The sequence below is a fragment of the Lacunimicrobium album genome, from assembly GCF_052161635.1.
GTDB lineage: Bacteria > Planctomycetota > Planctomycetia > Planctomycetales > Planctomycetaceae > SXPC01.
In genome coordinates this window covers 2,621,143-2,643,959 of sequence record NZ_CP197413.1, presented here as the reverse complement: position 1 = coordinate 2,643,959, position 22,817 = coordinate 2,621,143, and the positions used below count along the sequence as shown (strand labels likewise).

Sequence of the window (22,817 nt, the reverse complement as noted above, 5' to 3'; positions counted from 1 at the left end):
ATGTTTGACTTTTCAAACAACAGCCACATACTGACATGTAAGGAAAACCTCATGCGTCCCGTGATCATCGTCATTTCGATTATTACCACATCCTCCGAATAACGGCGGCTGCGAGGACACATTCTACCCGAATCCAAACCCCTCAGGTCGCCCACCCGGCCTGAGGGGTTTTTTGTTTCTGGAAATTAGAAAATGGAAATTAGAAAATAGCCGATCCGCTTCGCCAGCCTGGAAGTCATTCTCTTGGTTTGACCAATTTCCAATTTCCAATTCCTAATTTCAACAAAGCTTTTCGACTCACAATCTGCAAGAAACCGAACATCCCATGTCCACCCCCGCCCGCCGCATTCAGATCTACGACACGACGCTTCGCGATGGTTCTCAAGGCGAGGGGGTCAACTTCTCGCTGCAGGATAAGCTGCTGATTACGCAGATGCTCGATGAGCTGGGATTCGATTTTGTCGAAGGGGGGTATCCTCTCTCCAACGAAAAGGATGCCGAGTATTTCCAGCGCGTTCAGGATCTCGATCTCAAGCATGCCCTGGTGTGTGCGTTCGGGATGACGCGTCGTCGAGGGATCACGGCTGATAAAGACATCGGGATGTGCGCGTTACGGGATTCCAAGGCGCCTGTCGTGACATTTGTCGGGAAGACCTGGGACTGGCACGTCCATGAAGTCCTCGGCGTCGATGAGCAGGAAAACCTCGCCATGATCCGCGACTCGGCTGCGTTTCTGAAAGCCGAGGGACGAAAAGTTCTTTACGACGCAGAGCACTTCTTCGACGGCTACGGCCATAATCCCGACTTTGCGCTGCGAACACTTCAAGCCGCTCAGGATGGGGGCGCGGAGATGATCATCCTCTGCGACACCAACGGCGGAACGATGCCCGAAGTGATCGCCGAGCGCGTGCAGGCTGCTCGTCAAGCATTGACCATTCCGGTTGGTATTCACTGTCACAACGACTGCGAACTCGCGGTCGCCAATTCGCTGGCTGCGGTCGAAGCCGGAGCCGTCCAGGTGCAGGGAACCGTCAACGGCATTGGCGAACGCTGTGGTAACGTCGACCTGATCTCGGTCATCGCGAATCTTGCGCTCAAGAAGAAAGGCTTTAGCTGTCTGAAAGACGGCAGCCTGGCCCGACTGACGGAACTGTCTCGGTATGTCTACGAACTGGCCAACATGAACTTCCGCAATGGCCAGGCATTTGTCGGGTCGAGCGCCTTCGCCCACAAAGGGGGGATGCACGTGCATGCGGTCAACAAACTCGCTGCCAGTTATGAACACATCAATCCCGAGACCGTCGGCAACGAGCGACGCATCCTCGTCAGTGAACTTTCCGGACGCTCGAACATCGTCGCCAAGACCACCAAGTACAAACTCAACGACGACAATGACCTCATGGCCCGCATCCTCGCCAAGGTCCAGGAACTCGAGAACGTCGGTTACCAGTTCGAAGCCGCCGAAGCCTCGTTTGATCTGCTGATCAAAAAAGTCGCCGGCCAGTACCAGCCAAGGTTCGAACGCCTGCATTACCGCGTCAACGTAGAAGCCGTTCCCGGTCATGAACCGTCAACGGAAGCGACCATCAAGCTCAAAATCGGCGACGAAATCCAGCACGTCGTCGGCGAAGGAGACGGCCCCGTCAACGCGCTCGATGTCGCATTACGCAAGGCGCTGATGGCCGCCTACCCGAACCTCAAGTCGATGCAACTGCTCGATTATAAGGTCCGTGTCATCAACTCCTCTCAAGGCACCGCCGCAAGAGTCCGTGTCGTGATTGAAAGCAAAGACAACAAACACGTCTGGAGCACCATCGGCGTCAGCGAAAACGTCATTGAAGCCAGCTGGCTGGCGCTGGTCGATTCGGTGGAATATAAGCTCTATAAAGATGAGGGAGTGTTGGGTTAGAATACCGTAAGAGTCAAAAGGAGATCCGAATGGCCACTTCGATCACAACACCTGCCATCAAGATGCTGCAAAACGGCGATCACATGAACTGGGACGAGTTCGTGGAGCGTTGCGAGCAGATTCCGGATCTGCCTCGCACTGAATTAATCTTTGGGGGCGTTTATATGAACGCTCAGCCTCTGGAATGGCATGATGAACCCGCAGAGGAAGTTCGGTTTCTGCTGAAGAATTACGTCAGGGCAACATTCGGAATTAAAGGCGGGGAAGAAACCACACTGCAACTCGCACCGAAGAATGGCCCACGCCCAGATGCCCACCTCCGGTTACCAAACTGGGCAGGAGGAAACGCTTACATTGACGAAAAAGGCTGGTTGACCGGTGCCCCGGTGTTATTGATCGAAATCGCCGCGAGCACGGCTAATTACGACCTTCACATGAAGAAGGATCTTTACGAGCAAATCGGGGTGAAAGAGTATCTCGTCTGGCGAACCATTGACGGTGAGGTCGACGCGTTCGATCTTGTTAATGGCGTCTTTCAGCGCCGCGATATGAAGGATGGAATCTGGGCGAGTCAGGTTTTCGCGGACTTGATGATCGATTTCCCTGCTCTGACGCGAGTTGATTACGACCAAGCACTCAAGACATTACAGAAAGGCTTGGCTTCCCCCGCCCACGCCGCTTTCGTCGCAGACCTGCAGGCTCGCAAAAATTCTACATGAGGTGACCGATCATGAATCGCGCAACAGCAGTCCAGCGAACACCGATTCTCCACGAAGGTGATCATCTCACGTTTGATGAGTTCATCGCACGCTGGGAGAACATGAATGAGTTTGAACGACGAGGCAAACATCCGGAACTGATCAACGGAAAAGTCTACATGAACGCGGCGGCCATCAGTTACAGCGGACATGGTCAGCCCCAACGAATGATCCTCGGGCTGTTCGAGCATTTTGTGGCAGAGACTCCCGGCGTTGAATGGGCAGCACCAGTGACGGCGAAACTTGACGATGAGAGTGGGCCCGAGCCTGACGCTGAACTCTTCATCCTGCCTGAATTTGGCGGAAACGTGCAGATTAACAATGGATTTCTGACGGGAACACCTGATCTCGTTATTGAGATCGCAGCATCCTCCGTCAGCAAAGACATGTTCGAGAAGCGTGACATGTACGAGCAAGCCGGCATTCCGGAATACTTGGTCTGGCGGACAGAGGACAGGGCGTTTGATTATTTCAGACTTGAGAAACAGCAGTACGTACATCGGACTCTAGATCCGGAAGAGAAATGGTTCAGCAGGACATTTCCGACTCTGGTCTTCGACATCCATTTTCTACTGGCGATCGATTATCGAGCCGCTTTGAAGACTCTTCGTCAATCGCTCGCCAGCCCCGCTCACGCTGTTTTCGTCGCTGAACTTCAGGATCGCAAATCAAAATGAGCAAATTCAAGTGCCAGTGTGGGCATATAATCTCTGATATTGTGTCACCCAATGAAGTTACCGGTTGGTTGCTTTCGGACAAAAGCGGCGAAAGGTTCTTCACCGAGATTGCCGAGCTTGTTAATGGCTACTTTCAGCACCTCGCAAGTAACGATCTCGATGCATGGCGGAGGCAATATTTCACTGCTGATTATCCGAATGATCTATCTGCAGGTGATGAAATTCATGACGCTTTGAGATCTCGATTTGTCGATCTGACATTGTCTTTGATGGAATGTGATCAGTGTGGACGTGTTTGGATTCAGTCAAAACCTGACGTGAATCATTATCATGCTTTTATGCCAGAGGATGAGCACGACAAGGGTATGAAGGTATTAGGTTACAACCATGCCACACTACCACCAGAAAGCGTCTAATTCGTATCGAATCGTTTTGTCGCATGACTCACCCGCGGTGAATCTTCCGTTTCCGCTCAGCGTCAAGCTTACTCGCAAATTCCTGCTTTCTCACCTATGATCTCCCTTCCGTGGGCCTCTGTGTTCCTCCGTGACCTCTGTGGTGAAACTCTGTATTTCTCATGACCGAACTCGCCAAGCAATACGAACCGAAACTCGTCCAGCAAAAGTGGTTTTCCTGGTGGCAGGGACGAGGCTATTTCGACGCCAATCCCCCCTCTCAGCAAAAAGGGGCCGCGAAGCCGCCGCATACGATCATGATCCCGCTCCCCAACGTCACCGGGGCGCTGCACATGGGGCATGCTCTCAACGGGACGCTGCAGGATCTCATCACCCGCTATAAACGAATGCAGGGATTCGAAGCCCTGTGGATGCCCGGCACCGACCACGCCGGGATCGCGACTCAGGCGGTCGTTGAACGTCGCATGTTCGAAGAAGAAGGGCTGACCCGCCGCGATATCGGACGCGAAGCGCTCGTCGAGCGGATCTGGAAATGGAAAGACATTTACGAACAACGCATCCTGGGCCAGCAAAAGCAACTCGGCGCCTCCTGCGACTGGCGACGAACTCGCTTCACGCTCGATGACGTCTGCAGCCAGGCGGTCCGTCGCACCTTCTTCAAGATGTTCAAAGACGGTTTGGTCTTCCGCGGCAAGCGACTCGTCAACTGGGATACGCACCTGCAGACCGCCGTCGCGGATGACGAAGTCTTTGAAGAAGACGTTGATGGCAACTTCTGGACCTTCCACTATCCCGTCGTGGATGACGCGGGCACACCGACCGGCGAAAAGATCTCCTTCTCGACGACCCGCCCCGAAACAATGCTCGGTGACTCCGCGGTCTGCGTTCACCCCTCCGACGAGCGTTATCAGCACATCATCGGCAAGCGCGTTCTGCTGCCGCTGAGTAACCGCACGATCCCGATCATCGCGGATGCCCTGCTCGCGAAAATGGACATGGGAACCGGAGCCGTCAAGGTCACCCCGGCTCACGATCCGAATGACTACGCAGCCGGTCTGCGCAACAACCTCGAGATGATCAACGTCATGAACCCCGACGGCACCATGAATGCCGAATGCGGTCCTTACGCGGGGCTTGATCGTTTCGAGGCCCGTAAGAAGGTCGTCGAAGACATGACCAAGCTCGGCTACTTCGAGAAAGTCGAAGCCCGCGTCATCCCTCTCAAGCACAGCGATCGCAGCAAGACCCCTGTCGAGCCGTATCTGTCGAACCAGTGGTTCATCAAGATGGACACGCTCGCTCAGGCGGCGATGGATGCTGTTGAAGATGGCCGCGTCAAGTTCTTCCCTCCGCGTTACTCGCGCACCTACCTCGACTGGCTGGGCGAAAAACGAGACTGGTGTATCTCGCGCCAGCTCTGGTGGGGACACCGCATCCCGATCTGGCGCAAGACCATCGACGCCAACGATCAGCCTCTCGAATCACTCGCGATCAAGATCGATACCGCGACGAAGTCCGCCCCCATTCCTGATGACCTTCTCAAAGAGATCAGCGTCACGTTCGGCGAAGACCTGGAAGATGGTCGCTACACCCTGCTCGTCTGCGTTGACACCGGCCACCAACATTTGGAACAACTCCTCGAAGGCCTCGGCTTCGCGCAAGAAGACGACGTCCTCGATACCTGGTTCAGCTCCGCCCTCTGGCCACATGCCACCCTTGGCTGGCCTGACGAGAAACACAATCCTCCCCTCAACAACGAGCCAGACCCGAATCAGCCTGGCAAGAACGAAGTCCTCGACTACTTCTACCCCGGCAACGTCCTGGTCACCAGCCGCGACATTATCACACTGTGGGTCGCGCGCATGGTCCTGACCGGCCTCTACAACAGGGGAGATGTCCCGTTTAAGCACGTCTGCATCCACCCGAAGATCCTCGACGGGTTCGGCCAGACCATGTCGAAGTCCAAAGGCAACGGCGTCGACCCGATGGACCTCATCGACAAATACGGCACTGATGCGGTCCGCTTCACGATCAGCTCGTTCGCAGGCGAGACGCAGGACGTCCGTCTGCCGGTTGGTTATGAGTGTCCTCACTGTGGAACCGTCATTCCTCAAGAGAAGGAACACCAGAAGCTCGCCCCTCGTGGCGGAGCCAAGCCGACGATTCAATGCACCAATTCGAAGTGTAAAAAGAAGGTCCAGTTCTCCAGTCCCTGGTTCGAGCCGGATGAAGGAGAACCGGTCGCGCGCATCGTCAGCGAACGCTTCGAGTACGGCCGCAACTTCTGCAACAAGCTGTGGAACGCGACCCGCTTCGCGATGATGAATCTCGAAGGCTACACCCCTGCCCCGCTGCCTCCGATCAGCGAACTGCCGCTGGAAGACAAGTGGATGCTCAGCCGGTTGAGCAGCGTCGTCGAGGAAGTCACGACGTCACTGGAACGCTATCAGTTCGACGTCGCAACGCGCAGTATCCGCGACTTCGCCTGGAACGAGTTCTGCGACTGGTATCTCGAAATGATCAAGCCACGCCTGCGTGACGAAGCTCTACGCCCCATCGCCCAGCGCGTCCTCGTCGGCTGTCTCGATACAATGCTCCGACTCCTCGCTCCCTTCACGCCGTTCATCGTCGAAGAACTCTGGCAACGCCTAGCCGAGATCGCCCCAGAACGCGGCTTCACCTGTGGCACAGACATTCCTGTCTGTGAACCTTCTTCCCTAGCGCCTAGCGCCCAACGCCCAGCGCCTCCTCTCCCCGAAGCCTCTGCCATGATCGCCGCCTGGCCCAACCTGCCGACATCCTGGAAAGACCCCCAGGTCGAAGCCCGTTTCGCTCGTCTGCAGGAAACGATCATCGCCGTCCGCAATGTTCGCGCCTTGTACAAGATCCCGCCGTCCGCGTCCGTCAAGCTGATGATCCGCGCGACGTCGGAAGTCGCAGGTCAACTCGGCGACGTCGCCTCTCAGTTCGAGAACCTCTCGAAAGCCGTCCTCACCGCCGCCGGTGCCGACGTCGTCCGCCCCCCCGCGTCTGCCAGTTTCACCCTCGGCGAAGCCGAAGGCTACCTGCCGCTGGAAGGCCTGATCGACGTCGAAGCCGAACTGGCCCGTCAACGAAAAGAGTCCGAGAAACTCACCGGCTTCATCAAGAGCCACGAAGCCAAACTCTCAAACGAAGGCTTCACCTCAAAAGCCCCACCACACGTTCTCGACGCCCACCGCGAAACCCTCGCCGGCTGGAAAACCCAACTGGAAAGCATCCAACAAATCATCACGCAACTGTCCGGCAAGTAGGGTGCTGGTGAGGCTTTGCGAACCGCACCAAATGTGCGTCAAATAACTGAGGACGCCAGAAGATGGAGACCGAAGAATACGAAATCCGCTATCTGAATACTGACCTCGATCTCGTCGCAGATTTCTCGCTGGAAGAGTTGTCAGCCAAAATTGAAGAGCAGAACTGCTATGCTCTTCACACCACGCATGGCGAGGATGGCAAATGGTACGCCAGTTACGAAAGTCATCTAGAACACGACGACCTTGATGACTCTCTGCCGCATCATCTCGAAATTTTGCTGACAGCATTAGAGAGTCTCGATCAAGATGCAAAGAGTCAGCTGTCGCGTTGCGCGAAGTTCGACTTCTGTGTCGGTATCGACTCCGGTGAGACACCAGGGAATAAGCTCTACCCGATTTCCGCGAACCATCTGTCGCGAATCGCAGCACTACGAGCCTCGCTTTCCATATGCGTCTATCGCGTACCCAGACAAAACGAAGAATCGAGGCCATCGCATACCGATACCTTGTAATTTCTCCCCTCCCCACTGAATCTCTCGCAATCCGCTCATCCCACCTTGGTCGCCGTTGGCGGTACTCTCTATAATTGACTTATTCGCAACCGGCACCACGAAGGCACACCCATGGCGGCTTACATTCAGATGGAACTCTCGCGGATCATCATCAGCGAGATCAACGATCATCAGGTCCTTTACCTGAAAGAAGTCGACGGCGAACGTCAGTTCCCGATCCTCATCGGCATCTTCGAAGCCACCAGCATTGATCGGCGTGTCAAAAAAACCATCCCACCACGCCCGTTGACTCACGACCTGCTCCGCAACGCCATCGAAGAGCTCGGCGGCGAAGTCCAGGACATCGTCATCCACAACCTGCAGGAACACACCTACTACGCCCTCATCCGCGTCCGCAAAGATGGCGAACTGATCAAAATCGACAGCCGCCCCTCCGACGCGATCGCCCTCGCCGTCCACTTCGACCCGCCCCTGCCGATTTATGTCGACGAAGCGGTGCTTGACGAAGTCGCTTAGCATCTGGTGACAAGCCCAGGAAATGCGAACCTTCAGCTGTGAAGTCGATGTGTGCCACGGCTGTGTCAGCCGTGTTAATGGACGTTCGATGCGCGGATCCCACGGCCGACACGGCCGTGCCACACTGAGTGAATCGACGACTGATGCGTGACAACTGATCCGAAATGGTTTACAGTCATTCTGGTGATATTTTGTCTTTGACTGTCAACTCGGAGTCACGTCGATGCCGCGCTTGCTTGCTGCCCTTCTGCTTGTGATCTGCTCTGTCCCCGCAACGGTTCACGCTCAACACCGCATCCTCGCCCAAGCCCCCGGCAAGCTGCTCGTCATCGAAAAAGATGGCTCGGTCAGCTGGGAAATGCCCTGGACCTCGACTCACGATCTCCATCGTGTCGATGACGATCATATCATGGCCATCCGTGGGCCCGGCGAAGTCTGCATCATCAACATGAACGACAAGAAAGTCACCTGGAGCTACCGCGCCGGCAAGATGAACGGCAACGAAGGGAAACGTGTCGAAGTTCACGCCGTCCAGCCTCTCGACGGGGGGAACGTCATGATCGCGGAGTCTGGTCCTGCTCGCATGATTGAAGTCGACAAAGACGGCAAGATCGTCAAAAAGATGGACTTCGTCATCGACAAACCAAACGCCCACAGCGATACCCGCCTGGCTCGCAAAACGGCTGCGGGCACATACCTCGTTGCTCATGAAAACGATGGCAAAGTCCGCGAGTACGATGAACAAGGCTCGATCATCTGGGAATACGAAGTCCCGATGTTCGACAAAGAACCCAAAGGCGGCCACGGCCCCGAAGCCTTCGGCAACCAGCTCTTCACAGCCATCCGCCTGAAAAACGGCAACACCCTCATCGGCGGCGGCAACGGACACTGCATTCTCGAAGTCAATCACGACAAAGAAATCGTCTGGGAAGTCCATCAAAACGACCTCCCCGGCATCGTCCTCGCCTGGGTCACGACTGTCGACGTCCTGGACAACGGCCACTACCTCATCGGCAACTGCCACGCTGGCGAAGGCCAACCAGTCCTGATCGAACTCGACCCCAAGACAAAAAAAGTCGTCTGGCAACTCGACGCCTACAAAACCGTCGGCAACGACTGCTCAAACACGCTGGTACTGGAGTAGAGTGTTTTGTGTGCCACTGGCTGTGCCAGTGCTCTTCTTCGATAACAACTCATAGGCTCAGGCGAGGCACCTTACCTCTCCTGAGCCTTTCTTATTTCCCAACTGCTATTGCTGAGAAATCCACCCGACATTTACAATCCATCGCAAATGTTCCTATTTTCACGTCATGGAGAGGAAGTTGAAAATGGTGGCTGGCAGCGCTCGGAATTCCGCTTTTGCAGCGACGTATCTTTTGCTGGCTTCTTCAACCTTCCTGTCCGCTCAGGAACAGCCATCACCTATACCGATGGCAGCTTCTCCGGTGATCTGTGAAGTCTCGATGGAGCAGCCTTCTCCGAAGCCTCCGCTGGACAATATTCAGATCGCCAAGTACGCGACTCCCGAACAGCAGCGAATCGCCGAGAGACTCCGTGAACCGATCAGTGCGAAATTCCACAACACACCACTCGTCGATGCCATCGCCCGAATCCAAAAGGAAAGCGGGATCAACTTCGCATTCGACGAAAAAGAGGTCGGCGACGAATTCAGAGAGCAGGTTCTCGACATCGAACTCAGTGGAATCTCGCTTCAATCGGCACTCAAAATCATCTTGGTGAAGTACGACTTTGGCTACATCGTTTCTAATGAGATCTTATCGATTACCACCCAGGAAAAAGCAGAGTCAAAGAATTATTTTCGCATTTATGATGTCAGCAGCCTGGAACCAGATGTTTTCGGTGCGGTGTTTGTTGTTGTGGATGAACTCACTGCGTTCCAAGATCAAACTCTTGGCACCGCGGCGGTGGTAGGTCCGAACGGTTTCAAAGCGGTCTCTGTCGGACAAGACAAACTCGTTATCCGTGCAAAGTTGGAGACTCACCGAGAAATCGAAGACCTCTTGCGACAACTAGTCCGCAAGGAGTCCAAAGCAGAGCAGGCGAACAACAATCCATTGGCTGAAAACGCCAACTATACTTCCTACCTCGACGAACCATCCGCATTCAATGAGTTAACGTGGGATCTCCCATCACTCAACGAAAAACTTCCCCCAAGGACCGAAGCTTTTCATCCGTCGATAAACATGCCTATAGACAAGCACCTTTTTGACCTTCCCGGGAAGTATCGACAAAAGCACGAGGAAATCGTTGGATATGGCTATGGTGCAGGTGTGATTATCCTGCCCGAAAAGACAAAGGCAACGCATTAGGTTACCAACCGCCGCCGGCAGCTTTCAGAAGTAGGGTGCCGGTGAGTCCTCGAACCGCACCAAATGGACATTCAATCCCATTCCAACGATGAACTAAAAAGAACGCGGTCTTGGTGCGGTTCGCAAAGCCTCACCAGCACCCTACGAAAACCAAAGGCTCAACTCACGTCGGCAAGTTAGACGAGATCCAACCAATCACATCCTTCGCGATCTCACTCTTCAACCCGCTCCAGCTGACAATCGTCTCCCCCGTCTGCCCTAGCAGTTCGACCTCATTTGTCTCCGCTCCGATTGCCGTCGGGCGGTTGAGCAGGATCCAGTCGCAGTTTTTGCGACGCAGTTTCTGCAGGGCGTTCTCGCGCTCGTTCTGGGCTTCCAGCGCGAAGCCCAGCACCCAACGGCTTCCTTTACTGCCCCCCAGGGACGCGAGGACATCGTCGGTCTGAATCATCTCCAGGATGATCCCGTCCCCCGTCTTCGACATCTTCCCCGCCACGCGCGTCTTCGGTTTGTAATCACACACCGCCGCAGCGGCGATCACGCCGTCACACTGCGGGAACAAAGTCTGACACGCCTGCATCATCTGCTCGGTCGTCTCGACCGGATGAAACTGACACCCGACGGGCGGCGATAACGCCACCGGCCCACTCACCAGATCAACCTGATGACCCGCCGCAATCGCGGCCTGAGCCATCGCATACCCCATCCGCCCACTGCTCGCGTTCGTCAGATAACGGACATCATCCAGATACTCTCGCGTCGGCCCGGCGGTGATGAGAATTCGCATTGTTTTGAATCTAGAGAGAGACTGGAACGCAGAGGGAACAGAGTGAAGCAGAGGTCGCAGAGAGAGTTTAGTTTTTCCGTAATCCTGCGGGATAGTCAGCTGCATCTCAAGGGATTATTTTCCTTCGAGAAGCCTTGTTCTTGCGGCAGCTAACCGGTCGGCGTAATCCGGCAACAAAATCTCGACCAGCGTTGACTCGATCTGTCCTTCAATCTTCGAAAGGACCGCTTTGGCAACTTGATCAGCATCTGTTGCCAGTCTTGTTGCATCGAACTGAGATAACCATTCGAAAAGAATGAGAGCTTCATCATTCGTCAGCGAAATCTGGACGTCGTTCATAGCAACTTACTCTCAGATTGACTCTGCTTCCTCTGCTCAACTCAGCGAGCTCTGCGTTCCAGTCTTATTTTATACAGGCAGCAACCGCTTCACTTCCGCGAGGATCTCTACCGGCTCTGCCATGCGTCCGGGGCCAAATTCGCCGCAGCTTTGCCAGCCGCTGCCTGGGCCGATGATCGAGAGACCGTCCGCTTTCAGTTGTTCGAGGTTCCGCTGGACGGCTGGCTTTTGCCACATCTCGAGATTCATCGCAGGGGCGAGCAGAATCGGGCTGCGGGTCGCCAAGCACATCGTGGAAAGCAGGTCATCGCCAACGCCGTGAGCGAGCTTAGCCAGGCAGTCCGCCGAAGCGGGCGCGATGACGACAAGTTGCCCCTGTCGAGCCAACCCGATGTGCTCGCCCAGGAAATGCTCCTGTGGCGAAAACAGATCGGTGTAAACGTGACGCTGAGTCAATGCTTCGAAGGTCGTCTTGCCAATGAACTGCAAAGCCGCTTTGGTCAACACCGTCGTCACGCCATAACCAGACTGCACGAGCTTACTGGCCAGGTCCGCCGCTTTATAAGCCGCAACCCCGCCCGTAACTCCCAGAATGATCTCAGGCTGTGACATGGATTTCCCAAGGCGAGCGGGGGGTGTGAACCCCCTGTGTCATGTGCGTCTGCAGAGGCAAAACGATGAATACGAATGGAGCTGATGAAACAGTTTTTTCTGTGATCAACTCGCGAATGAATACGAACATAGTGCCTATGCCCCACCCTCATCCGCCCTTCGGGCACCTTCTCCCCTCAAGGGAGAAGGGACAGTGATGCGGGCGTTGGGTAATTCGCAGAGTTCCCTCATCCGACCTCGAAGACTCGGCCACCTTCTCCCCGAGGGAGAAGGAACGAGGACTTGATTACATCAAATCCGCCAGTGACGGGCCAGCGTCGAATTTATCGACGTCCGGAGCGACTTCGCCGCGGATCGCGACATTGCCCGTGCGGTCCAGGTAGATCTTGTCTTCGAGGATCTCACGGACGACGATTTCCATGAGGTTCTTGCTCTGTGTTTCGATCAGAGGACGGGCACCGCGGTTCAGCGCGACCATCCGCTTCTGAATGATCGTCGACAGTTTGAAACGCCCGCCGACTTTGTTGACGATTTGCTCTTCTTTGAGATCTTCGATCATGACTTCCGTCTCCCCTGTAGATTGAACTCAGCGTAAGCCGGGCTCAGTTTGATTGGCTGGTGAGTTGTGACTTGTGCGTGAGAATGTCGCAGATTTCCTGAACAGCCCGGTCGAGCTGATCATTGACGACTTGATATTGGTAACGGTCTGCAAACGTCAGCTCACGCTGAGCAGTCTGCAGACGTCGTGTGATCAGTTCTTCTGACTCGGTCCCGCGAGATCGCAGGCGTTGCTCGTAAACTTCTTGAGAAGGACTCAGCAGGAAGACAGTGACCGCATCCGGATAGATCTGCGTGATGTTCTTCATGCCATCGACGTCAACTTCCAGCAGTGACCAGCAGTTGTTGTTGAGCGCATTGTCGACGTGTGACTTGAGTGTGCCGTAAAGCTGACCCGTCTTATGGACTTCTTCGTACTCGAGGAATTCGTTGTTCTCGACCCGTTTGAGAAACTCTTCGCGTGACAGGAAGTAGTAGTCGTCTCCATCGACTTCTCCGGCGCGAGGAGACCGAGTCGTTGCAGAAACCGATTTCTTCAAGGGGACAGGCGATTGCGCGATCAGTCGGTTGACGAGGGTCGTCTTGCCCGTCCCGCTCGGGCCGGAAATCACCAGGATTCCAGGCCGGCAGGTCGCGTTGGCGTCAGTCATCGATTCACTCATTAGCACAATGGACATGGACGATTTTATTGGTTGATCAGAGAGAAGTTTTTGACACAGAGAACACAGAGGTCTCAGAGAAGAGAACGACAAAACGATTAACCCGTATCCTACCAAGGACAGGAATGCCCGTGCTCTTCTCTACCGCCTCTGTGATCTCTGTGCCCTCTGTGTCTAATTCTTGATTCAGGCTCACTCAATGTTCTGCACTAACTCGCGGATCTTCTCGATCGACGTTTTCATCTCGACGACCGCGTGTGAAATGCCAATGTGATTGGCTTTCGAGGCGATCGTATTGACTTCGCGGAACATCTCCTGACACAGGAATTCGAGCTTACGTCCTTGAGAGGCTCGATGGTTCAAAAACTCGCTCAGCTGCTGCAGGTGACACTCCATGCGAGTGATCTCTTCATGGATATCGCAGCGTTCTGCGAACATGCCGACTTCCTTGACGACATCATTCGGCTCGACGCGGACTTTCGTATCGGCAAGCAGCTGATTGATTCGGTCCAGCAGTTTGTCGCGGTAGTCCGTGACAACATTCGGAGCATGCAGTTTGACCTTCGCCAGTTCTTCTCCAATGAACTTGCCACGCGCGTCGATTTCGTTTCGCATGGAGACACCTTCGGTCTCACGAAAGTGACACAGCTTCTTGAGCGCTTCGTTGAGCCCCTGCTCAATCAACGGCCAGTTCTCTTCGATATCCCCCTGCTCTTTGGTCATCGACTCGGTCAGCGCACCAGGCAGTGAGAGGAAGTCGGTGATCGCAGGAACGGGTTGTCCGAGTTCACTGGCGATGGCTTTGGCCTGCTGCCAGTAATGCATCAGGACGGTCGGGTTGAGCGAATACTTCGAGTCCTGCTGAGCGTTCTGCACCTTGAGGCTGACGTTGATTGTCCCACGGTCAATCTTCTCTCGCAGCAGCTTCTCGATCCGACTTTCAAACGGGGCGTACAGCTCAGGGCAGCGGACAGAGACTTTCAGATAGCGATTGTTGACAGACCGCATTTCGACCGCGACTGTCAAACCGTCCCTGGACACACGGACGTCACCAAAACCGGTCATACTCAGCAGCATGCGTCGTGACGTCCTCGAAAAGGCTCGTGAAAACTCAGAGTCGGTTGGAAGTTCAATGCAACAAAGCGGCAGCCCGTCAGGACAACCGCTTTGAAAGCGAATGCGTTATGAGGAAACGATTAGTTGCTGCCAGCAGGCGTGCTGATCGGAGTCGAGGGGACCGACTCAGGTTTGGTCTCGGTCATTGGCGGAACGCTCTCACCAGTCAGCGGTGCAGCGGCTGGTTGTTCCAGAGCAGATGCAGGCGGCGTGACAAGCGGTGTCGACGTGGCAGGCTCGGAAATCACAGGTGCAGAACCCGCTGGTTGCGAGAGGGGAGCATCACCGGTGGGCGACGTTGATTCCATACTTGTGGCAGCTTCAGTGCCACCGGGGAACAACCCGCCACTGTCGGATTGCATCGCCATGCCGGTCAGACCAGCCAGCACAGTCCAGATGATCGCCAGCACAACTGTAATACGAGTGAAAACATCACCCGCGCGAGTACCGAAAGCACTCTGACCACCCATGCCGCCAAGGGCACCGGCCAGTCCGCCACCCCGTCCGCGTTGCAGCAGAATGATGACGATCAGCAGGAAGCTGACAAATCCAGTGAGCAGTAACAAGAATGTCGGCACAATCGAATCCCTTGGATGGTGACGGTCTACGAATTCCTGAGGGCAGTAATTCCTGAAGTGAAAACAAACCGCTATCGTAGCAGTTTGGGCAAAAGATGCTACCTCAACAGACTCCCCGAGGGAAGCCCGACAAAAATGACTTCATTTCTGGCCCCCCTCCCGATCCTTCTCCCCCGGGGAGAAGGTGGCCGAGTCTTCGAGGTCGGATGAGGGATCGTTTTGGGTATTTGCATGAGGCCGACGCCAAATGTAGAACCACGAAACGAAAATCGCACATCCGACCATATATGTCGAAAAAAAATGCAGCAAGGACTTCGGGATGAACAACGCGATAACATTTCAGATTGATATTCGTGCCAATCAGCAACAACACGAAACCTGCAGCGATCCAGTGTAAGTGTGAAAACTCCATAAATAACCCGCAAGGATTTCTTTTACTGCCCGTCCGGAATCTCCGGCTCAACCAGCTGCTTCAGCTGCGTCAAAGACTCCTGCCACCCCAGATAGCACATTTCAGCAGGAATCGCCTCCGGAATCCCGGCCTGCACAATCGACAATTCCGTCCCGCAGATCACCTTCCTGAAATCGATCGTGACGGTCATTTCTCCCGGCAGGTTCGGATCTTCAAACGTATCGGTATGAACAATCCGCTGTCCCGGAGTCAGCTCGACGAACTTCGCATTGAAAAAATGCGAACTCCCCGCTCCGAAGTTCGTAAACGACATCCGATACCCGCCACCAACCCGGGCATCGATCTCGTGAATCGTCCCCAGAAAACCAAACGGAGGCAGCCATCGCTCCAGCGCCTTCGCATCAACGAACGCCTTGTAGACTCGCTCCGGCGGAGCCGTAAAAACTCGGTGCAGACGAACGGTGTTGGATGAAGTCGACATGATTCGCTCCTGGCTGGGCTTCGAAAAAGGTGTTGATGTCCTCGAACACCCTTAGTCGATCACGCCAACTCCAATTCGACAGGAAAAACCATGCTCTCAGTAGGGTGGAAACCTGTTCGACACAAAACAGGCAGTCGACCTGTCTAATTTTCTGCGTCCTGTAAGGACGATTTCTGTCAGCCCAGGATGAAATCCTGGGAAAACGCGGCACCGAAGTCGTTCCGCCCTGTAGGGGCGGGTCAGCTTTGTAATCAACTCCGAACGAATTATTGAATGGCATGAATCGAGTCAATTTCGTGCCGGATAAAATTCACCAGCACCTTCAATCCCCCTACAGCGATTTCGCCGCATCAATAATCCCGACGAAATCCGCCGCCTTCAAACTCGCACCCCCAACCAGCGCCCCGTCGACGTTTGGCTTGGCCATCAGTTCTTTGGCATTATCGGGCTTCACGCTACCGCCGTACAGGATCAGCATCTTGTCAGCCGCAGCTTGCGAATAATGCTTCGCCAGCCAGCCACGGATGTAGGCATGAGCCTCTTCCGCCTGCTCTGGAGAAGCTGTCTTGCCGGTTCCAATCGCCCAGACAGGTTCATAAGCAACCACGACCTGACCAAGCTGAGACTCGGAAATCCCGGCCAGTCCCTTCTCCATCTGAGTATCGAGAACAGCTTCGGTCTTGTTCCCTTCGCGTTCGCTGAGCAGTTCGCCCACGCAGAAGACCGGAATCAATCCCCCTTCGAGGACGGCAATCATCTTGCGGTTGATCAACTCATCGGATTCATGCAGAACGTGACGACGTTCGCTGTGACCCAGAATGACATAGCCCGCGCCAACATCCTTGATCATTGAAACAGCGGTTTCGCCGGTAAAAGCACCTGGCTTTTCAAAGTAGCAGTTCTGAGCCCCCAGTTTGACAGCCGACCCTGAGATCGCCTGTGCAATGGTCGTCAGATAAACGAACGGAGGGCAAATCAGGACATCAACCTTGTCGTGCCCGTTACCAGCCGCAGTCGCGACAGCCTTGGCTAGCTCCACGCCCGACTTGCTGTCCGTATTCATCTTCCAGTTACCAGCAACCAGTTTCTTACGCATGACTGTTCTTTAACCTTTTCTCTTCGTGAAGCTTTGTGTTCTTAGTGTCTTTGTGGTGAATGTCTTACGCTTTTCCAGACACCGGAATCGTCTTCCCCAGCAACTCCGCCATTGACCGCATTTTGCCACACAGCTCTTCATACTGATGCGGCAGCAACGCCTGTGGCCCATCGCTCTTGGCGAGTTCAGGCTGGGAGTGAACTTCGATGTGAACCCCATCCGCACCCGCAGCAATCCCCGCCAGCGACATTGATGGGATCAGATCCGGACGGCCCGTCGCGTGAGATGGGTCGACGATAATCGGCAGGTGTGACAGTCCCTTGGAGTTCGGAATCGCAGCCAGATCCAGCAGGTTACGTGTCGAAGAATCAAAGCTACGCACACCTCGTTCGCACAGAATCACGCGTTTGTTTCCGTTCGAGAGCACATATTCAGCCGACATCAGCAAGTCGGTGACTGTGGCGGACATACCACGCTTGAGCAGGACGGGTTTACTTGTCTGGCCGACTTCATTGAGCAGATTGAAGTTCTGCATGTTACGGGCACCGATCTGGAACAGATCGGTATAGCGGTTCACCAGATCAACTTGTCGCGGGTCCATGACTTCCGTCACGACGGGCATCCCCAGCGAATGGCCAATATCCCGCAGAATCTTCAGCCCTTCTTCACCCATCCCCTGGAAGCTGTACGGACTCGTCCGCGGTTTGAAGGCACCCCCTCGCAGGACATTCGCCCCGGCTTTTTTCACTGCGACCGCGATCTCATGCAGGATATCGTACCCCTCGATCGCACACGGTCCGGCGATCATCATCAGGTTGCCGCCACCGACTTTGACACCATATCCCAGGTCGAAAACAGAGTCTTCCCGCTGGAATTCCCGGCTCGCCAGTTTGTACGGCTTGAGCACGGAGATGACTTTTTCGACCCCTGGCAGCGCCTTGAGAGGCTCTTCACGCAGCTTTTCTTCGTCGCCAATCACGCCAACCACAGTTCGCTTCTCTCCCCGGCTGACATCGGAACGGAAACCCAGCTCGTTGATCTTCTCGAGGATGTGTTCGAGCTCTTTATCAGTCGTATTTTCTTTGAGAACAATAATCACGGCGATTCACCTTGGCTGGACGACACACGAAACGCCGGTCCGGTTCCCCAAATGAACACAGACCCTCCGCGCAGTCTTGCGCGAGGGCGCTCACCCAGATTATGAAGCAATCCTTGCAGCCCTGCAAGGAACGGAAGAGGGGCCGCTAAGATGTTAGTGGGAAATGAATCTTTGTTTGTAATACATCATCCCCCTCAATACGACGTCTTACTGATTTCTGTTTTCGCGCAATGAGACATGTCAAAATCATTTCTTCATCTAAAATTTTGTTGACGAACTGATCTTAATTGCTCATGTTGTTGTAAGTTTATGTTCTCGTGAACAAGGTTCAAGATGTCAGCCACACCTCCCCTCAAGCGTCGTACGCGTAAAAAGAAGTCAGCCGGCTGGACGCCAATCCACTTCGCTGGATTGGGCGTGGGCGCCCTGGCTGTCTTCATTCTCGGGGATCAACTGGTATCTCTTATGAATGCGTCGCCTGACGTGACATCACGTCCAATACAAGTCGCCGCGATCCCGCCAGCAACCGATCCAGTTGTCAACTCTGCAGTACCCAATCTCCCCACCGCGCTCCCTGACAATTTCGACCTCTCTGCTTACTCAGGTGATCCCACCGTCGACAGCGATGCGAATGCCGTCACAACAGCAGTGATAACTCCGAACGAAACTCCAGATCTCACGACTTCCTCGAATGAATCATCCCCTCCTCACTCCAAACCCGTTGCCTATCATAAAATCATCGGCCTCCGCCCCTACTTACCACCTCCTCCTGGTATCAATCTATCAGCCACCGATTCCACGGGCATCGAGCTTTCCTCCGGTTTCGAATGCTCACTACGAAATGTGGATATCAAAACGATTGCCCCTCAACACTTCGAAGTCAAATTCCAGTCGGGACGTGATTACACGGGCTTTTTCGCGTTCCAACTCAAGAACGCCCAAGGTCAGCAGGTCATCATCGACTTCGCAGGTGTCCCTTCCAAATGGCACACGCTCAACCCGGTCTACTGCAACGATTACAACGCCTTCCTCCGCGATGAACCTCCCAGGCGAGCGGGGAGTGTCAACTCCCTGTCTTCTGATTTCAAGCCTTCCAAGGCCCGCAACGGAGCTCTCCTCCCCGACACTACGAGCGACCACTGGCACTACATCCCCGACGTGACCGTTGCCGACAAAAAACTTCGCATCACGCACACGTATGATAGCGATGACGTCATGCTTGCTATGCGTCCGATCTTCAGTCCCACCTATCTGAATCAGTACGTTCAGCGTCTGAAAAGTCATCCAGAAGCAGTCGTCCACCACATCGGCGACACACCCCAAGGTCGGCCTCTCTTCGTGATCGAAGTCAGTGATCGGAATGTACCTGATTACCGCCTCAAGCCGACACTCCTGATCTATGCCCGCGAACACGGTGACGAACACGATTCCAGTTGGCTCACGCAAGGAGCAGTCGACTACTTTTTATCAGACGACCGCGAAGCCCAGCGTCTGCTCAAACAAGTCAACCTGCTGGTCATCCCGATCCTCGACCCCGACGGCGCCGCAAACGCGACGTATCACCGGATGGTGGACACGTTTCGCATGGGCAATCTATGCCAGGAATCCACCGCCTGGGCTGACTTCTTTGTCCATTGGTACAACGGACAGGGCCGTGTTGATGCCGCCATCAGTCTCCACAACGTGGAATCCGCTGAGGCGTCTCACTTGGCGTGTGGCTCCATCCCCAAATCCATGCCCGACCATGAATGGTCCCAAGGTCTTCACGTTTACATCGGCACGAACATGAAGTCTTCCAATTTCAAAATCGAAAAAAAGATCTGGGGGCCAGACAACTATTACCATCGCCTGACAAAGTTCCTGGAAGAACGATATCGCACGCTGTGGCTGCTTTACGAAGTCAATTCGCAAGCCAAGGACCAGCATCTGTCCCTCGATCAGATGCGGGACATGGGAGGCCACATGGCTCGCGCGACGGCTCTCTATCTGACCTCGAAAGAATCCAAACCACTCCGGGATCGGGTTTGGAACAGACAACGCCAACGATTTCAGTATTGGCTGCATTATCAACCCGACTTCGACTACCGCCCGGAGATTCGCGATCCCGTCTCCGCGGAGATCTACACGTTAATGATGCCTTCACTCGAAGAACTCAACCCAAAGGCGAAAACCGTCCTTGAAAAACGTCTTGAAGCATACCCTCACTTCCAATAGTCATTTCAGAAAGGTAAGCCACGTGAAGCGAATTACTAGAATGTCTTTGTTTTTATGGACAGCGATTTTTGCTGCCAGTCTTACTGGTGCTGATGTTCCACCGCCACCTCCATTACCGGAGATGGACTGCACCTGTCAACGCTCACCAGTTCGGTCGCCAGTCACATTAGCATCTTCGTCGGAAGGCGAAGAAATTTCGCTGAGGCCGATGGCCGATCCCATCAGTTCCGGGGAGCTTTCCTCGAAGGGGCCAGATGCGCCTTGCGGTCGAGACTCTGAGGGGAATCCAATTGCAAAGTGCCCGGATGGATCTCCATGCGGGGAATGTCCATGTGAATGTAAGGATGCCAATGGGAATGTGGTAGCGCGTTATTGCCATCCCAATGGCGCTGTATGCCCGAATTCTACAGATAAATGTCCGAATTGTAGTTCACAAGGTGGGGTGCTCACGTGCCAGGAATGTGACAACAATAACGATGAAATCGCTGATGATTGCAAGAACTGCGTAAAGAATAATGGGGAACGCTACTGTTACCCCTGCAACATAGACACTGATCCAGAGAAAGAAGACTGCTTTCGGTGTGATAATGTCGGCAACGATGGTGAAAATGATGGATGCTATATCTGTGATATTTTTGATCTTCGGACAATGAACTATGGAGCAGATGATCGAATGGATAGTTGTGGATGCCCAAACGGCACTGGTTGTCCGAAAAAAATAGTCGATGCTGCTGCTCTCGAACGATGCCGACTACGTCTTCAAGGGCCTCGTCCCAAGGGCGGTAATGGTTGCTCGTATGTCCCAGAAGATCCTTGCGGGATTACTTCAACTGATTTTGGGGATGCCTGCCATACACACGACCTTGGTTATCAAACATGTAACAAAAGTCGAGCTTCATCAGATTATACTTTTCGACAAGATTTGGAACGTATATGCATGTTAGCAGGTAATCCACCATGTAACCTCGTTACAAGTCCCGCAGACTGCATGGATCTTGCCAATGACTATGCGAATTATGTTGAACTATTCGGTGGGCAATTTTACACAACAGGACAGCTTAAATTTTGTGTGTGCTGCGATCCCTAAGGAGTGATTTATGATATTTATTTTGTGCATGTATCAATTTGCGGCTCTTACCATCAGTTGGGAACTAACTTCCGCGAATACAGGCAACTCAATTTTTGCGTCCGCGGCTTCAAGCGCTGATTCGATGTGGGTTGCAGAACTTACGATGTCGAAAACAAGACAATCAGGTGAGTTGAGCTTGGTTCACATTGGACGTCAAGAAGGTGATCGACTCCAATCAATTTTGGTAGAGAAGTGGCTTGAATCCGAAACGATGACCAAGTATCCAGTTATCGGTATAACAGTGACTGGGAGTGGTGTAGGAATAGCTTACACTAAGGCCGACCTTAAAACCGTACTGTCGTTTTACTCATTTGCAGGAAAGTTGTTGTGGACAAGAGGTGCTGAAGATTTGAAGGTCACGAGTGCTTCTGTTCTAGCATATTCCGATCGAAACCAAACCTTTTGTTTATTCGGTGATCAGGTTGGGAAGCCACAACTTGTTTGTATCGATTTATCTGGTAACATCGTCTGGGCCAGAGAATTCTCACTAAATCATGACCAACAGAATCAACAGTTTATTTTCCACTCCGCTGTTGAGGACGTTAGCGGAGACTTTATACTCGTCGCTACGATCGGCACAAATGGACTTACCCCAGTGAAACATGATGTTGTTTACGTAGCACGTGTTAATAGTCAGCAAGGAACAGTCACTAGCTCGTCGCAATTTGAAGGAAGAAATCCTGATATTGCTCAATTTGGTGATGGTTTTGTACTTACCATTGATCGTGGGAAGTCAATGTCCTCATCTTACAGCGTATTTTCTTTGAGTGACACGTTGCAAGTCAATTGGAAACGAGACTGCGAACAAGGCTTAGGATCAGTTTTCAACAGATTGTCCGTGACTGCGACCGATGCTAAAAATGTGTATTACATGGGAAGAAAGGGAAAGTCAGTCGTTGTCTGCCAGTTGTCCAGTGAAGGCCAGCCAATCGGCCAGACAAGCATACAAAGCAGTACTGGATCAGGTATTGTTTCTATTGAGGCATTTGGAAACGATCTCATTGCATGGTTTGAGGATCGCAGTGAAAGAGCCGGCGAAGGAGGATTACGCAGTAAAGTTGTCATGCTGGTATCGCCATGAAGCATTTTCACTATACGATTCTCCTAGCGTTACTATCCAGTGCGTGTCTGTCACTCGCTTGCCTGTTCAATGTGTGGCTTCTTTATTTCTATTGTCTCATGCCTTTCTTTGCCATTGAGCTCATTCGCACGTTTTTCGGCGTTTCAACACACACCTCGATCGTTGCGTGTGCATCGGTTGCGGTCGTAACATCACTTCTGATCCTTGTTTGTTACGGAATGACGATAATGTCTTCGTCCAGTGAC

General features: G+C 53.7%; 21 protein-coding genes. 11 read left to right on the top strand and 10 right to left on the bottom strand.

Translation table 11 applies throughout. The features are described from left to right. Nucleotides 1-325: 325 nt before the first annotated feature. The 9 genes from cimA (at nt 326) to SH248x_RS10490 (ending at nt 10,411) form a co-directional block, all read left to right on the top strand. On the top strand, nt 326-1,909 hold the full coding sequence (gene cimA / locus SH248x_RS10530) for a (R)-citramalate synthase (RefSeq protein ID WP_459558500.1): 1,584 nt from the start codon (nt 326-328) through the stop codon (nt 1,907-1,909). Nucleotides 1,910-1,938: 29 nt separating this feature from the next. Next, nucleotides 1,939-2,628, top strand: a complete 690-nt coding sequence (locus tag SH248x_RS10525) for a Uma2 family endonuclease (RefSeq protein WP_459558499.1) — start codon at nt 1,939-1,941, stop codon at nt 2,626-2,628. Between the two features lie 11 nt (nt 2,629-2,639). After that, complete coding sequence (locus SH248x_RS10520) at nt 2,640-3,344, top strand: Uma2 family endonuclease (RefSeq protein WP_459558498.1); 705 nt, start codon at nt 2,640-2,642, stop codon at nt 3,342-3,344. Then, nucleotides 3,341-3,760 (top strand): hypothetical protein, encoded by a 420-nt coding sequence (locus SH248x_RS10515; protein ID WP_459558497.1) that lies wholly within the window; start codon nt 3,341-3,343, stop codon nt 3,758-3,760. Before SH248x_RS10520 ends, SH248x_RS10515 begins: the two co-directional genes overlap by 4 nt. Nucleotides 3,761-3,921: 161 nt before the next feature. Further along, the gene (locus tag SH248x_RS10510; RefSeq protein WP_459558496.1) at nt 3,922-7,053 is read left to right on the top strand and encodes a valine--tRNA ligase; all 3,132 of its coding nucleotides are present in this window, start codon (nt 3,922-3,924) and stop codon (nt 7,051-7,053) included. Between the two features lie 62 nt (nt 7,054-7,115). Continuing rightward, complete coding sequence (locus SH248x_RS10505) at nt 7,116-7,565, top strand: hypothetical protein (protein ID WP_459558495.1); 450 nt, start codon at nt 7,116-7,118, stop codon at nt 7,563-7,565. A 111-nt stretch (nt 7,566-7,676) separates the two neighbouring features. Next, nucleotides 7,677-8,081 (top strand): bifunctional nuclease family protein, encoded by a 405-nt coding sequence (locus SH248x_RS10500; protein WP_459558494.1) that lies wholly within the window; start codon nt 7,677-7,679, stop codon nt 8,079-8,081. Nucleotides 8,082-8,304: 223 nt separating this feature from the next. Beyond that, nucleotides 8,305-9,225 carry a PQQ-binding-like beta-propeller repeat protein gene (locus SH248x_RS10495; protein WP_459558493.1) on the top strand — a complete coding sequence of 307 codons (921 nt, stop codon included), beginning with the start codon at nt 8,305-8,307 and terminating at the stop codon, nt 9,223-9,225. A gap of 184 nt (nt 9,226-9,409) precedes the next feature. Continuing rightward, the gene (locus SH248x_RS10490; RefSeq protein ID WP_459558492.1) at nt 9,410-10,411 is read left to right on the top strand and encodes a hypothetical protein; all 1,002 of its coding nucleotides are present in this window, start codon (nt 9,410-9,412) and stop codon (nt 10,409-10,411) included. Nucleotides 10,412-10,574: 163 nt separating this feature from the next. Here the strand turns inward: SH248x_RS10490 and SH248x_RS10485 are convergent, their stop codons facing one another. From SH248x_RS10485 to aroF, 10 genes are all read right to left on the bottom strand, one after another. Further along, nucleotides 10,575-11,198 (bottom strand): phosphopantothenoylcysteine synthetase/decarboxylase family protein, encoded by a 624-nt coding sequence (locus SH248x_RS10485; RefSeq protein WP_459558491.1) that lies wholly within the window; start codon nt 11,196-11,198, stop codon nt 10,575-10,577. A gap of 114 nt (nt 11,199-11,312) precedes the next feature. Continuing rightward, nucleotides 11,313-11,537, bottom strand: a complete 225-nt coding sequence (locus tag SH248x_RS10480; protein WP_459558490.1) for a hypothetical protein — start codon at nt 11,535-11,537, stop codon at nt 11,313-11,315. Between the two features lie 69 nt (nt 11,538-11,606). Then, nucleotides 11,607-12,149 (bottom strand): phosphopantothenoylcysteine synthetase/decarboxylase family protein, encoded by a 543-nt coding sequence (locus tag SH248x_RS10475; protein ID WP_459558489.1) that lies wholly within the window; start codon nt 12,147-12,149, stop codon nt 11,607-11,609. Between the two features lie 286 nt (nt 12,150-12,435). Beyond that, nucleotides 12,436-12,708 carry a DNA-directed RNA polymerase subunit omega gene (locus tag SH248x_RS10470; protein WP_459558488.1) on the bottom strand — a complete coding sequence of 91 codons (273 nt, stop codon included), beginning with the start codon at nt 12,706-12,708 and terminating at the stop codon, nt 12,436-12,438. Nucleotides 12,709-12,751: 43 nt separating this feature from the next. Then, nucleotides 12,752-13,384, bottom strand: a complete 633-nt coding sequence (gene gmk, locus SH248x_RS10465) for a guanylate kinase (protein ID WP_459558487.1) — start codon at nt 13,382-13,384, stop codon at nt 12,752-12,754. A gap of 174 nt (nt 13,385-13,558) precedes the next feature. Further along, complete coding sequence (locus SH248x_RS10460; RefSeq protein WP_459558486.1) at nt 13,559-14,443, bottom strand: YicC family protein; 885 nt, start codon at nt 14,441-14,443, stop codon at nt 13,559-13,561. 119 nt (nt 14,444-14,562) lie between these two features. Continuing rightward, complete coding sequence (gene secG, locus SH248x_RS10455; RefSeq protein WP_459558485.1) at nt 14,563-15,060, bottom strand: preprotein translocase subunit SecG; 498 nt, start codon at nt 15,058-15,060, stop codon at nt 14,563-14,565. Nucleotides 15,061-15,494: 434 nt separating this feature from the next. Further along, nucleotides 15,495-15,953: an SRPBCC family protein gene (locus tag SH248x_RS10450; RefSeq protein ID WP_459558484.1), complete on the bottom strand. Its 459-nt coding sequence runs from the start codon at nt 15,951-15,953 to the stop codon at nt 15,495-15,497. 331 nt (nt 15,954-16,284) lie between these two features. Next, nucleotides 16,285-17,049, bottom strand: a complete 765-nt coding sequence (gene tpiA, locus SH248x_RS10445) for a triose-phosphate isomerase family protein (protein ID WP_459558483.1) — start codon at nt 17,047-17,049, stop codon at nt 16,285-16,287. Between the two features lie 64 nt (nt 17,050-17,113). Next, nucleotides 17,114-18,148 carry a 3-deoxy-7-phosphoheptulonate synthase gene (aroF, locus tag SH248x_RS10440; RefSeq protein ID WP_459558482.1) on the bottom strand — a complete coding sequence of 345 codons (1,035 nt, stop codon included), beginning with the start codon at nt 18,146-18,148 and terminating at the stop codon, nt 17,114-17,116. Between the two features lie 333 nt (nt 18,149-18,481). Here aroF and SH248x_RS10435 point away from each other — a divergent pair, with 333 nt between their 5' ends. Further along, on the top strand, nt 18,482-20,362 hold the full coding sequence (locus SH248x_RS10435) for a M14 family zinc carboxypeptidase (protein WP_459558481.1): 1,881 nt from the start codon (nt 18,482-18,484) through the stop codon (nt 20,360-20,362). Between the two features lie 1,097 nt (nt 20,363-21,459). Beyond that, the gene (locus SH248x_RS10430) at nt 21,460-22,572 is read left to right on the top strand and encodes a hypothetical protein (protein ID WP_459558480.1); all 1,113 of its coding nucleotides are present in this window, start codon (nt 21,460-21,462) and stop codon (nt 22,570-22,572) included. The last annotated feature ends 245 nt before the right edge of the window (nt 22,573-22,817 follow it).